The organism is Flavobacterium sp. 28YEA47A (genome assembly GCF_041262125.1).
GTDB lineage: Bacteria > Bacteroidota > Bacteroidia > Flavobacteriales > Flavobacteriaceae > Flavobacterium.
The window spans coordinates 114,541-128,141 of the sequence record NZ_JBGCCI010000005.1 but is presented as its reverse complement, the minus strand read 5'-3'; the positions used below and the strand labels follow the sequence as shown (position 1 = coordinate 128,141).

Annotated in this window: 11 protein-coding genes; 8 read left to right on the top strand and 3 right to left on the bottom strand. The window is 35.7% G+C overall.

Annotated elements, in window-relative coordinates; genetic code table 11:
- Nucleotides 1–226: 226 nt before the first annotated feature.
- Nucleotides 227–4,675, bottom strand: a complete 4,449-nt coding sequence (locus tag ABH942_RS08695; RefSeq protein ID WP_370031102.1) for a translocation/assembly module TamB domain-containing protein — start codon at nucleotides 4,673–4,675, stop codon at nucleotides 227–229.
- A 106-nt stretch (nucleotides 4,676–4,781) separates the two neighbouring features.
- Here ABH942_RS08695 and tsaD point away from each other — a divergent pair, with 106 nt between their 5' ends.
- The 6 genes from tsaD to ABH942_RS08665 all read left to right on the top strand — a co-directional run bounded on the left by tsaD (nucleotide 4,782) and on the right by ABH942_RS08665 (nucleotide 10,085).
- On the top strand, nucleotides 4,782–5,804 hold the full coding sequence (gene tsaD / locus ABH942_RS08690) for a tRNA (adenosine(37)-N6)-threonylcarbamoyltransferase complex transferase subunit TsaD (RefSeq protein ID WP_370031101.1): 1,023 nt from the start codon (nucleotides 4,782–4,784) through the stop codon (nucleotides 5,802–5,804).
- A gap of 2 nt (nucleotides 5,805–5,806) precedes the next feature.
- A complete protein-coding gene (locus ABH942_RS08685; protein WP_370031099.1) occupies nucleotides 5,807–6,517 on the top strand; it encodes a 16S rRNA (uracil(1498)-N(3))-methyltransferase in 711 nt (236 codons plus the stop codon).
- A gap of 14 nt (nucleotides 6,518–6,531) precedes the next feature.
- Nucleotides 6,532–7,173, top strand: a complete 642-nt coding sequence (locus ABH942_RS08680) for a DUF4159 domain-containing protein (RefSeq protein ID WP_370031097.1) — start codon at nucleotides 6,532–6,534, stop codon at nucleotides 7,171–7,173.
- Nucleotides 7,174–7,243: 70 nt separating this feature from the next.
- Nucleotides 7,244–8,335 (top strand): AI-2E family transporter, encoded by a 1,092-nt coding sequence (locus ABH942_RS08675; RefSeq protein ID WP_370031095.1) that lies wholly within the window; start codon nucleotides 7,244–7,246, stop codon nucleotides 8,333–8,335.
- Entirely contained in the window at nucleotides 8,332–9,519 is a 1,188-nt protein-coding gene (locus ABH942_RS08670) for a class I SAM-dependent methyltransferase (RefSeq protein WP_370031093.1), read from the top strand. The genes ABH942_RS08675 and ABH942_RS08670 overlap by 4 nt, the downstream gene beginning before the upstream one ends.
- Nucleotides 9,516–10,085 carry a hypothetical protein gene (locus tag ABH942_RS08665; protein WP_370031091.1) on the top strand — a complete coding sequence of 190 codons (570 nt, stop codon included), beginning with the start codon at nucleotides 9,516–9,518 and terminating at the stop codon, nucleotides 10,083–10,085. The genes ABH942_RS08670 and ABH942_RS08665 overlap by 4 nt, the downstream gene beginning before the upstream one ends.
- Before the next feature lies 1 nt (nucleotide 10,086).
- Here ABH942_RS08665 and ABH942_RS08660 read toward each other — a convergent pair whose 3' ends face one another.
- Nucleotides 10,087–10,788 (bottom strand): M15 family metallopeptidase, encoded by a 702-nt coding sequence (locus ABH942_RS08660; RefSeq protein ID WP_370031089.1) that lies wholly within the window; start codon nucleotides 10,786–10,788, stop codon nucleotides 10,087–10,089.
- Nucleotides 10,789–10,878: 90 nt separating this feature from the next.
- Here ABH942_RS08660 and ABH942_RS08655 point away from each other — a divergent pair, with 90 nt between their 5' ends.
- Nucleotides 10,879–11,370 carry a hypothetical protein gene (locus tag ABH942_RS08655; protein ID WP_370031087.1) on the top strand — a complete coding sequence of 164 codons (492 nt, stop codon included), beginning with the start codon at nucleotides 10,879–10,881 and terminating at the stop codon, nucleotides 11,368–11,370.
- A 60-nt stretch (nucleotides 11,371–11,430) separates the two neighbouring features.
- Here ABH942_RS08655 and ABH942_RS08650 read toward each other — a convergent pair whose 3' ends face one another.
- Nucleotides 11,431–12,366 carry a polysaccharide deacetylase family protein gene (locus ABH942_RS08650; protein WP_370031085.1) on the bottom strand — a complete coding sequence of 312 codons (936 nt, stop codon included), beginning with the start codon at nucleotides 12,364–12,366 and terminating at the stop codon, nucleotides 11,431–11,433.
- A gap of 149 nt (nucleotides 12,367–12,515) precedes the next feature.
- Here ABH942_RS08650 and gcvT point away from each other — a divergent pair, with 149 nt between their 5' ends.
- Nucleotides 12,516–13,598: a glycine cleavage system aminomethyltransferase GcvT gene (gene gcvT, locus ABH942_RS08645; protein WP_370031083.1), complete on the top strand. Its 1,083-nt coding sequence runs from the start codon at nucleotides 12,516–12,518 to the stop codon at nucleotides 13,596–13,598.
- Nucleotides 13,599–13,601 lie beyond the last annotated feature (3 nt).

The following is a 13,601-nucleotide window of genomic DNA, read 5'->3' as shown; positions in this document are numbered from 1 at the left end:
TTAGGAAACAATTAGAATTTCAATCGATTTCGTTGATAAGTTTTTATTTCTGTTGCTGTGAAGTTGGTAATTTTTGTAAATTATAGGGTAAAAATCGCCAAGTTGATAAAAGATTAATCCATTATTGGAACTATTTCTATAAACTTATTTGCGGCTCTGCGTCTTTGCGAGCAATTATTTTCACGCAAAGACGCAGAGCCGCAAAGTTCACAATGAGTATTTAGTATTAATCCATGTCTGGAATTTTTGGCTGCTCTGTTTTTGGTTTTTCAGCCTTTTGTGTATCCGGCTTTTTCCTTCTATCCTGTGTCCATTGGATAAAATCAGGAGAAAGATCCGAATCCGGCATATGATCAGTTGTAGTATTTTCTTTTTCTTCTTTGGTCTTGATATTAAAAATCTTATACCATAATTCTTTTAAGGTATCAAAATCGACTTCATAGGAAACTCCAAGACCTTGTGTATATCCAATTCCTTCTCCTATATAGTTAATATCATTTTCACGGTTAAATACTCTTAAATTTAGAGTTCCGTCTTCATTAACCCTGTATTTCACTTCTACATTACCAACAATAACGGATTGGTTGACACCGCCAACAGGTACACCCACTTTTCCGTCGATAGAAATCCTTTCATTGATTTGTGTCGTAATAGCAATTCCAAACTGACTGCTGGTTTCAGCAGTAGGCGTTCTGTCTGCCATCTGATAATCTAAGGCAACGGTAAATTTACCATCTTCGTCCTGAAACAGGTCATTAAACAAACCGCTGGCTCTTTCGAACAAACTTCCGTATACTGCCGTTCCTGCGTTTTCTGAACTTAGGAAATTTCCAGTAGCTAAAAGCGATAGTGCCTGGTTGACACGGGTATCCTTATCATCCAGTTTTACCTGTAATTCCGATTTCAATACAGAACTCACGGTTGGGAAATTAATTGTAAAGTCAGGATCCGGATTCATCAGGTTTCCGGTCAATCCAATTACAACTTCAACCGGAACCTTACGGTTAAAGGAAGCGTTATCCTGCAAAACTGCCGGGTTGGCCTGTGTCTTATAAATCGCATCGATATTCAGACGCGCCCGTAGCGGATCTCCATCCCATGAAATAGAACTTCCTTTCTTAACCAAGAACTTCTTATCGATAATTCCTCCGTATTTGAAATTATATTCTCCTTCCCTAACCTGAAAGTCGCCCCACATATTAAACTTACCGAGCGTACTAATTTCAAGTCTCATTGTACCATCACCTTTTCCTTTTAGGGCATGTCCCGTGTTTCGGTCAATAATGATCTCTATTTCTGCTTCAGGTGTAATCTTTAAGTCAAACTGCAATTCAAGTCCTGAATTATTTACAATTTTTTCTGTTATACCTTTTTCCAGATTGTATTTTTCTTTCGGGCTAAGGAAAGTAATAAACGTATTGTTTCCTACACCCGCAGCTGAATTTATAGGAATTTTGATGTTGGTTCCTTGCTTAGACTCTGCATCTACAGTAATCAACAATCCGTTTGTTGGTCCTTTTATCGAGGCTTTTCCGGCAATAAAAGCTGTACCAAAATACATGGCATCATCAGAATCTTTCGTATCCAATGCCAGCAATCTGTCTGATTGTATATTCAGGTCAAGTATCCACTTTTTGAAGTTTTGGTGCTTAATACTTCCCGTGAGATATCCTTTTGTCTTGTATTTGGTATCGGTCATTCTTGCATCGTTAAAACGGAATTGGTTTTCCGTCAAATCAACAATTGAACGTTCATCAAATTCATAGTCAACATTCAGATAAGGCACTTTGAGCCCTACTTCATCCAGGAAAAGCCTTCCGTTGATTTGCGGATCTTTTAATGTTCCTGCAAAATTGGCGTTACCTGTAGCAAATCCACGAATCCTTGAAATGACATTACCTCCTAACGGACTCAACGCTCCGAGATTGAATCTATTGAATTTAAAATCCAGATCAAAAAGCGTTTGCTTGTTTAAGATTCCTATATCGCCCGTAATTATGAAATTTTCGACATTGTTATTTTCCAATACAGAATTGACGCTAAACCTATTCAGGTTCTCATTCCCTTGAATCTGCACAGAAAGATTACCCAAAGCAATTTTATTCACGTTAAGGCTGTCAATTGTAATTGTAGAAGTAGGTTGGTAAATTGACTTGTTCTGTTTAAAATCGATTTCTCCATTCAGTTTTCCGTCAATACGCAGGCTGTCCATAGCGGGCAGTAGTTTACCGAGACTTACCTCCTTAAAGCTCAATTTAAGATCTTTATAGGTACTGTCTTTAATAATTCCGCCAAGTTCAATTCTTTGGTTGTTATGCGTCATCAATATATTCTCGATAGAGAAATTCTTAAACTTCTTATCAAAAACAATCTTATTATCATTGGCATCATTTTCATTCAGAAACCACAAATAGTCCTTGATATTGACTTCAGATTTCTTAATACCAACCACGTTATTGTTCTTTTCATCAATAGTGTGATAAACGTTCAGGTTATAAAAGTCTTTGGCTTCATTGCCGCCCTTAAATTCGGTTCTGAAAAACAGCGTATCTTCAAGCTTTACGTTAATCGTACTAAAATTCGAGATTTTATAACGCTTTGTTTTGATACTGTCCATTTCAATATAGGCATTATACAGCGGGTTCTGATTGTCTATTTCGAGAGAGACTTTATCAAAATAATTTCCATAGGCCTCAATCTCTGGCGAATCGAAGTTCATCTTGAATTCATTCGAATCCGAAGTCATTTTTCCGGAAACGACCGTGTTGGTTCCTATTGAAACTTCTGGAAGGAAGACCTCGATAAGCTTATTATAAACGGAAAGGTTAAAATCTAAAAACTGCCCAGGCTTGACCTTATTCGGTTTATAATTGGTATATAAGCTACCTATTGCATTTTCAATAATCTTTGGTACCTGCTTAAATTCATATTTCCCTACTATCTGTCCTTTGATAATATCCGGAGAGTTGATTATGATAGAGCGTACCCTGTTTTCATCAAAACGCGACTGTATTGTAAAATCATCAAAGAAATAGATATCTTTCTGGTTTTGATACGAAGTCTGCGAAATCGAAATGTCGCCATACATATTGTCGATGCTGTTTCCTGTAATCTGCATTGTAACATCACCTTTAAAAAGTGAAATTGAATCTCTTTTGACAAGATTCAGCTTATTCAAATCGGCATAATCAATCAGGGCATGGAAATCATAACGGTTTTCCGATTTGCTCAAATCAAGCAATCCTTTGAAATCCATTTTTAAATTCTCGTCATTTACGACAACCTTTCCTTGGAACAACGGATTTTTAAACGTACCGTCTACCTCGATATTTTTGTAATTGTATTTTTTGAAATTCAGGCTGTAAATTTTGCCGCTCACTTTTGTATCCAAAAATTTTCGCGTAAATCCTTTTCCGGCTACTTCTAAATCCAATGATACCGGCCCGAAATCTTTCTGTCTTAAAAACCTTCCTATATTGAACTTATCAAAGTTTATATTTCCTTTATAGGAAGCATTGTCAATATTATCAATATCATACAACTGAAGGTCGGCAGCAAGTTCACCTATAGAAGTTGTCAGATAAATATCTGCTTTTACATCAGAATGCGTGATTTGTGCATTACCTGTAATATCAAAATCGCCTAAATATTCTAGTGACGAAGGTAGTTTTTCACCAAGTATCCTAGGCAGGATTGTTTTTAGGTTTGCATAATCTGATGAAAGTTTTTTAAACTCCCCGCGAATAAGAAATGCATCCTTATCCGGATTGAAGAGGTTTTTAAAATTAATATCTCCTACAATCTGGGAATGATTATCCACAATCAGCTTTAGATTGCGGGTAAAAAAATCATTCATTGTCCCACTTAAGATCGTCGAAAAATTAAATTTCTTGTTTTTGCCGAATTCATTGTAGAAATGATTCAGGTCATTTGTAGAAATTGAGGCAGAATCCACATCCACATCAAAATGGACTTTGTTTACAAAATCAGCCAACCCGCCTTCTTTGTAAGTAAGCACTACATTTCCTTTTAAATTCGATTCTTTCGTCAAAAGAGTCAGTTCTTTCAGAAGAATACTTTCTTTCGAATAGCTGAATTTTCCTGTCAAATCCTTTACATTCAATCCTCTATGGTCATGAAAGGCGAGCCTTCGTATTTCTGTGGTGATATCGCTTCCGTAAATCCTAAATTTACGTACGCTGGCATCCATTTTTGTAAAGTCTACGCTTGTTTTGGTAATCGCATTCTCATTAGTAACCCTGAAATGGCTTTTGGTCAGATAAATATTATCTGCATTGAGCTGGAAAGGTTTGTGTGATTTTTTACCGGTTTCAAACAATCCTACAAAAACATTGATATTGGATTCTTTTTCGCCTTTGTAATTTTTAAGATTAAAGAAAAGCTTATCCGCATATATATCTCCAAACATCAAATCTCCTGATTTGAGTTTTTTGAAACTTAAAATATTAGTTTTGATGGAATTCGCATAAATCAGGGTATCTTTGTGATGGTCCCTAATCAGTACCGTTTTTAGTTTCACACCGCCAAAAATTGAAATAGCGACCTGGTCAACATTAATGTCTGTTCCATAATCTTCATTTAATGTTTCGGTAACGTAATGTGCGATTTTAGTTTGAACAAAAGGCAGTGAAAGAGCAATGCCGAGTAACAGCAAAAGTAGAATTATACCCAGTAAGGTACGAAATACTATTTTTTTAAATTTTTTGATACTCTTAATTGTTTTATTTTTGTCAAATATAATTCAAAATCCGTGCCCTTTTATGGGAAATAACTCTCTTTTTATATTAGCTATTGAAAGTTCCTGCGACGATACAGCAGCAGCTATTCTGCAAGACGACAAAGTCCTGTCGAATGTTGTTGCAAATCAGAGCATTCACGGCGAATATGGTGGTGTCGTTCCTGAACTTGCTTCGAGAGCTCACCAGCAAAATATCGTTCCCGTTATTGAAATGGCCATTCGCAAAGCAAATATCGACAAAAATCAGTTAAATGCAATAGCTTTTACGCAAGGTCCCGGCCTTATGGGATCACTGTTAGTGGGCAGTTCCTTTGCCAAATCTTTATCGTTGGCCTTAAAAATCCCATTGATAGCGGTTAACCATATGCATGCCCATATCTTGGCCCATTTTATTGATGAAGAAGGATTTGATAAGCCCGAATTTCCTTTTCTGGCACTGACAATCAGCGGTGGACATACACAGATTGTGAAGGTTAATGATTTCTTTGATATGGAAATCATTGGAGAAACGACAGATGATGCTGTGGGCGAAGCTTTTGATAAGAGTGCCAAAATACTGGGACTTCCCTATCCCGGCGGGCCTTTGGTTGATAAATATGCCAAATTGGGAAATCCAAAAGCCTTTTCGTTTACAAAACCAAAAGTTCCCGGACTTGATTTTAGTTTCAGCGGATTAAAAACTGCCATCTTGTATTTCATCCAAAAGAATGTGGCGATAAACCCAAATTTCATTCAAGAAAATCTGAATGACATTTGTGCTTCCATACAGTATACCATCATCGAAATCCTGATGGATAAATTAAAACTGGCAACGAAGCAAACCGGTATTAATCAGATTGCTATTGGAGGTGGCGTTTCTGCCAATTCCGGAATCCGACAGACTTTAAAAGAAGCAGAAGCAAAATACGGCTGGAAAACATTCATTCCAAAATTTGAATATACTACTGATAATGCCGCTATGATTGGAATTGTCGGATATCATAAATATCTTGCTGAAAAATTTGAAGATAATTCAGTCGTTTCCAAAGCCAGAATCCAGTTTTAATTATGCAATTATTTTACAATCCAACCATCACTGCTGATACTGAAACCTTTTTTTTTGATAAGGAAGAGAGCAAACATATAGTTAAAGTATTACGAAAAAAAGAAGGTGATAATTTATACGTAACCAATGGGTTAGGTTTTTTATTTAAAACAGAAATTGCATTAGCTTCAGACTCAAAATGTTTGGTAAAAATTATTGCTTCAGAAAAAGGAGAAGCCACTAATTACCAACTTCACTTAGCCGTTGCTCCAACAAAAATGAACGACCGTTTTGAATGGTTTTTAGAAAAAGCAACCGAAATAGGTATCAGCGAAATCACACCCATTATCTGTGAACATTCTGAAAGAAAAATTGTCAAGACAGACCGTTTTGACAAGATTATATTATCCGCGATGAAACAGTCGTTGCATTATTATCTTCCAAAATTAAACAAACCTGTTTCGTTTAAGGATTTTATAAAGCAGCAAAAAAATGAAAGCCTAAAACTCATCGCCCATTGTGAGGAAACACAGAAAAAATCATTAAAAGAAACAGTGAAACCTAATCAGGATGTAACCATTTTGATTGGTCCTGAAGGCGATTTTTCTGAAAAAGAAATCAAATTGGCAATGGAGAATAACTATATTCCGGTAACTTTAGGAAATACGCGGTTAAGGACTGAAACTGCCGCTGTCGTTGCCTGCCATAGCGTTGTTTTTATAAACGAAAAATAAATCCGGTTGTGATTATGAAAAAAATATATTTAGCATTCTTGTTCTGCTTTTCCTTTGCTGCTCAATCACAGGAAATTGCCTTGTTAAAATACAATGGCGGCGGTGACTGGTATGCAAACCCGACTTCTTTGCCCAACCTGATTAAGTTCTGTAACCAGAATATCAATACCCGAATTGCGACAAAACCCGCCACGGTCGAACCGGGAAGCCCTGACCTGTTCTCCTATCCGTTTGTGCACATGACCGGTCACGGAAATGTCGTATTTAGCGATTCTGAAATAGTCAATTTGAGAAACTACCTCACTTCTGGCGGATTTCTCCATATAGACGACAACTACGGAATGGACGAATATATTCGTAGGGAATTAAAAAGAGTTTTCCCAAATAATGCCCTTGTTGAAATTCCAGCAAACCATCCTATATTCCAAAAACCTTTTTCATTTCCTGCCGGAATCCCAAAAATCCATGAGCATGATAATAAAAGACCACAAGCATTTGGAATTTTTATAGACAATAGGTTGGCACTTATGTATACCTACGAAACGGATTTGGGCGATGGCTGGGAAGATCAGGAAGTGCACAATGACCCTAAAGAAGTTCGTGAAAAAGCACTAAAAATGGGAGCGAATATTATTTACTATATTTTTAATAACTAGACACGGAAGTTTATTTTTAGAAAAACTTCGATTTTTTGACTAAATTTAGATTCTAAAAAAATTTAAGGATATGGTGACCTCAAAAACGATTGCTAACGGAATATTACGTGCTTTGGCAATAATAACCGGAATTTTGCTCTTGCTGTTTCTTTTATTTAAAATCCAGTCCGTTATTCTTTTCCTGTTCATCGCCTTAATTGTAAGCATGATTGGAAATCCGATAGTCAAATTCCTGGAAAAAAGACTGAAATTCAACCATATTGTAGCTGTTATAGTAACTCTCTTGTTTTTTATATTGCTTTTGGCTGGCTTTATCATGATGTTTGTCCCACTGATTGTTTCTCAGGGAGAAAACCTTTCTTTATTGGACACCGCCCGACTTGAAACCGATCTGGTTGATTTGACGGAAAGGCTGAAAGGTTATTTTTCAGACCATAATATTGATATCGAAAGTATGGTCAAGCAATCTGATCTTTCCTCTAAACTGAATCTGAACTTTATTCCTAATTTCATAAACTCTTTAGTCTCAATACTGGGGAATGTTGGAGTTGCTATAGGTTCCGTGATTTTTATTACTTTTTTCTTTTTGAAAGACCAGAAGCTGTTTATCATCAATGCAAAAAAGATACTTCCAAACGAACACGAAGACAAAATCCTGAATTCTTTCCGGAAAATAAACCATCTCCTAAGCCGCTATTTTATCGGACTTATTGGACAAGTAACCGCCCTATTCATTTGTTATTTGATAGTATTGCTGATTTTTGGCGTAGAGAATGCATTTATCATCGCCTTTATTACCGCCATATTAAATATCATACCTTACATTGGCCCACTTATCGCTACTATACTGGTTGCCATACTAACGATGCTTGGCCATATGGACCCTGAATCGCAAGGCGAAATGCTATCAACCACATTATATGTATTGATTGGTTATACCATTGCCCAAATTATCGATAACAACATCACAACTCCATTAATATTCTCAAACAGTGTCAATTCACATCCTTTAGAGATTTTTGTTGTAATTCTGGCCAGCGGTTTTATTTTTGGAGTATTGGGAATGATAGTGGCTGTTCCTCTTTATACTATTGTAAAAGTAGTTGCCAAAGAGTTTTTCCCACAGAATCCTATCGTAAAAGTTTTAACCCGACACATTTGATCTCTGAAATTCTAAAACCCGAAATCCAGGATTTTATAGAAGCCAATATCCGAAAAGATATTTCAAAGCTGGCTTTTCAAAAAAATCCGTTTCCTGAAATCGACTTTGCCGTGCTGTTAAACCAAATTGCAGCAAAAAGCAAGGCAGAACAGAAGATTCCAACCTGGTATGCAACCAAAAATATAGTTTATCCGACAAAATTATCAATAGAACAGACTTCTTCAGAAGAGACGGCTTCTTACAAAGCGGAGATTGTTTCCGGAAAAAGCCTTATTGATCTGACCGGAGGTTTTGGAATTGATAGCTACTATTTTTCAAAAAAAATAGAATCGATTGTGCATTGTGAAATGAATGCTGAATTATCTGAAATTGCAAGTCATAATTTTAAATTACTACATGCTAACAACATTGAATGCTTTGCAGGCGATAGTTCTGAAATACTACAAAAACTGAATCGGAAATTTGACTGGATTTATATTGATCCCTCAAGACGAAATGACGCAAAGGGAAAAGTTTTTCTTTTAAAAGACTGCCTGCCAAATGTCCCTGAACTGCAAGAATTTTACTTTGGATATTCTGACAATCTGCTGATAAAAACGGCTCCAATTCTGGATATTGCCGCCGGATTAACCGAACTTACCAATGTCAAGGCAATCCATATTGTAGCTATTGAAAACGAAGTTAAAGAGTTGCTTTGGGAAATTTCAAAAGGATACACAGGTAATACTAAAATTATTACACTAAATAACACCAAAGAAAAAGTTGAAAAACTGGATTTTATATTAGGTGAAAACGAAGGTGCCTTTTACGGATTACCTAAAAAATATCTTTACGAACCCAACAGTTCCATAATGAAATCCGGTTTTTTTGAAACGGTAAGCACCACATTCAAATTAGACAAACTTCATCCGCATTCGCATCTTTACACTTCTGACGAATTACTTGATTTTCCGGGAAGAGTATTTCAAATAGAAGAAGTGATAAAATACGGCAAAGCCGAAATGAAGCAATCGCTTCAGAATAAAAAAGCAAACATAACCGTACGAAATTTTCCGGAAACCGTAGAGAACATTCGAAAAAAGTGGAAAATAAGCGACGGAGGAAACCTTTATTGTTTTTTTACTACCAATATGAATAATGATAAAATAGTATTACTTTGCAACAAAATAAAAACACAAGAATGAAACGATTGCTTTTACTTACTTTTTTAATGCTCCAAATGGGACTTCATGCCCAGAAAAAATGTGAATACAGTTCCAATTTTACAGATTCTATAGGTAGTTATAAAGAAACAGTGCAAAAAATCGTTTATGAGAAAAATTTTGCCGGCACTTCCAGTTATATCTTTTTCTCATTAATTAATGCTAACGAAACTCCATTGCTGAATTTCCAATTCATTCAAAAAAGCAAAGATTTTATCAAAACCTATTGCTTTGACAAAAACTCAAGAGTATATCTGCAATTGGCAAATGGCAAAATAATTACCATGTTGATTGCTGACGAAGGAAGTTGCGGTTCTATGATTCGTGATGAAGCCCAAAGTTCCAATATCCGAATTTCTACAGGGAAATTCTTATTTATGAAAAATACAATGGAAGAATTGGAAAAATCACCAATTTCTCTGATCCGTATAAAATATGCTACAGAAACTGTCGATTATATTATGAAAAGAGAACTTGTTTCTGAGTTAAACGGAGAGAAATCATATCCTGAAAATTTCTTTATCGACCATCTCAAATGCCTGAACTAGACTAGTTCTTGCAATCCCATGTAAAATTAGATATTGGTAAAGTCGAAGCATTCATAAGGTTATAGTGCCACCATTCTGACGCAAATGATCGGAATCCGTTTTTTAGCATTATGTTCTTTAATAGCTTTCTATTGGCTATAGCTTCCGCCGAAATATTTTTATAATCGTGTGATGCTTCCGGACCAAAATGGTCAAATCCTGTTCCCATATCGATCTCATTGCCGCTATAATCCGTTAGTGTTATATCTACAGCCCCTCCTCTATTATGTATGGAACCTGTGGCAGGATCAGCTACATAGGTTGGATTTGGTGTTATAGCCCACATCTTCTTCTGCACATCCAAAGGTCTGTAGCAATCATATATCTTAATTTTATATCCTAGTTTTAAAAAATCCTGATTTGCCTTGATCAAAGCTTTTACCGTCTTAAACCGGAGATAGCACTCAGGGCAATCGTATACTTTTGTTTTTAAGAAATTATTTTCTGTGGCATATTTCATGTCATAAAAGAAATCCTTTCCGTAATCTTTCAGACTTACAAAAGCAGTATCGCTGATGTTGGCTTTTGCTGCTTCCAAAATCGCAGCATTTTCGTCAATATATTTGCGATTGCTTGATAATAAAGCATCACTATATACCACCTCCTGAGGATTTTTGCAAGACGAAACAATAATTAGGCACACTATTAGCTGTAGAAATCTCATAATGATTTGAAATGTTTAATTTGTATTACAAATCTATTCATTTGTATTAATTAATTTACTAATTTTAATTCAAATTAAAAAACACAAAGTATGAAAAAATTAATTGTTTTAGGTATTGCTTTGTTATTTTCCGGCTACATGAACGCTCAGGAAACAACAGCGAAAAAGAAAGCGAAAGCTGAAGTAGCCCAAGCTAAAGCAGACAGCAAAAAAGCTGTTGATAAGGCTGACGCAAAAGCAAAAAAAGCAGAAGAATCTGCTAAGAAAGATGTGACTAAAGCCAAAGAAAAGGCTGTAGTGTCAAAAACAGAAGCGAAAGCGGACGTAGCTAAGAAAAAAGCGGATGCAAAAGTTGAAACTGCAAAAGCGAAAGAAAAAGTCGCGGTAACAAAAACAGAAGCAAAAGCAGATGTTGCTAAAGCAAAAGCAGATGCAAAAGTTGAAACTAAAAAAGCTACTGCCGATATAAAAGATAAGGCTTCCGGCGAATATTACAACGGTAAAAAAGTGTATACCGGGCCTAAAGGCGGGAAATATTATATCAACAAAAACGGAAACAAAACATATATCGACCAAAAATAATTTTTCGGTCAGCCCTCACAAAAAATCCCGATTATCTATAATCGGGATTTTTTATTGGACTTAATCTTTTGTGATATCATTATACCGCTTTTCTATTTCATCATTGTTTGGTTCTTTTTGCATAATAGCAGCTGCTTCTGTTTGAGATTTCATCAATCTGTAAAACCAGGAAACTCCCCATGATTTATAATAATTATCTTTCAGCTGGTACATAGGATCTTGTAATGCTTCATCAAGACTCACAAATGAATAGCCTTTTGCTTTTAGCAATTTTACAATTTTAGGTAAATACTCTGCATTCAGCGCATTGTCGTGGCATAGATAAATCTGAGAGATAGATCTTTTGTATTGCTGTGTTGCCTGCGTTTCAAAAAACTCGAAAAATTCAATAGTTTTCTTAACATATTTCTCTCCGATACTTCTGGCATTGGCAATATCATTTTTGGCAAGATAGTATTCATATACATCACCAAAAACCCAATCCTCACTTTCTACAGTGAAAGGTGCAATTCGATAGGCTTTCTTTGTCAGATACTGCTCAATTTCTTTATGCTGCAAGCTGTCTTTACCCAAATTATTATACGGAAAACGAAAATATTTCAAGGGCTTTCCATATCTTTTTGCCAGTTCCCAGGTAATAGCTTCTCCTTTATCAATATCATTGGTAAAATCCGTAAAACCTACATCAGAATAGGACGAATGTTTAAAAGTATGGTTTCCTAAAGTGATATACTTTCGCTTTACCCAATCATCTAAAAGACGGAAATTTTTTATGACCGAATCTACTTCATATATCTTTTGTTCATTGATAAAAATGGCAATCGGTAACTGCAATGAATCCAGTTTTTTCAATAATAAAGACTGAAATCCATCCTTTTGGAATCTCCAAGTGTTTGGAACATCATCAATTGTAATGGCAACCTGTTTCTGCGCATACAACTGTATGGAAAAAAGTATATAAAAAAGAATTCCTATTCTTCTGATGCTTAATTTCATAATTTTTTGGATTGTTTTCAAATATAAAAAAAACCATGCAGGTTGTGCCTCGTTTAGAGTATAATATTCCTAAAAAATCAGTACGTTTCGCCTTTGAAACTGCAAAAAAAACAATAAATTAGCAACTTTAATTTTTATACACAGCACAAATGAAAAATACCGCGCTTACGCATGTTCACGAAGGTCTTGGAGCTAAAATGGTTCCTTTTGCAGGATACAATATGCCAGTACAATATGAAGGAGTAACTATTGAACACGAAACTGTCCGCAACGGAGTTGGAGTTTTTGATGTTTCGCACATGGGGGAATTTCTGATTTCAGGTCCAAATGCCTTGGCTTTAATCCAAAAAGTAACCACAAATGATGCTTCTACATTAACAGTGGGCAAAGCGCAATATTCTTGTCTTCCAAACGAAAATGGCGGTATTGTAGACGATTTGATTGTTTATAAAATGAAAGAAGACCAGTATTTATTGGTTGTAAATGCTTCAAATATCGAGAAGGACTGGAATTGGATTTCGACAAAGAATGATGTTGGTGCAGAAATGAGAAATATTTCTGATGATTATTCTCTATTAGCCATTCAAGGTCCAAAAGCTGTAGAAGCGATGCAATCTTTGACTTCTGTTGATCTTGCAGCAATAAAATACTACCACTTTGAAGTGGCAGATTTCGCTGGCGTACCTGATGTGATTATCTCTGCAACTGGCTATACCGGTTCTGGTGGTTTTGAAATCTATGCAAAAAACGACAGTATTGAACAAATCTGGAATAAAGTATTTGAAGCTGGAAAATCTTTTGGTATCAAACCTATCGGATTAGCAGCAAGAGATACGCTTCGTCTGGAAATGGGTTTCTGTCTTTATGGAAACGACATTAACGATACTACTTCTCCTATTGAAGCCGGGTTGGGTTGGATTACAAAATTCAATAAAGAATTTACCAATTCTGAAAACCTGTTAAAACAAAAAGAAGCAGGAGCTTTAAGAAAGCTTGTAGGTTTTGAGCTGACAGAAAGAGGAATTCCTCGTCACGATTATGAAATTGTTGATAAGGATGGAAACATCATTGGAGTAGTTACTTCTGGAACTATGGCACCATCTTTGAATAAAGGAATTGGACTGGGTTATGTTACAACAGAATTTTCCGGAGTAGATAGTGAAATTTTTATTCGCATTAGAAAAAATGATGTTCCGGCAAAAGTTGTTAAATTGCCTTTTTATAAAAAATAAAAA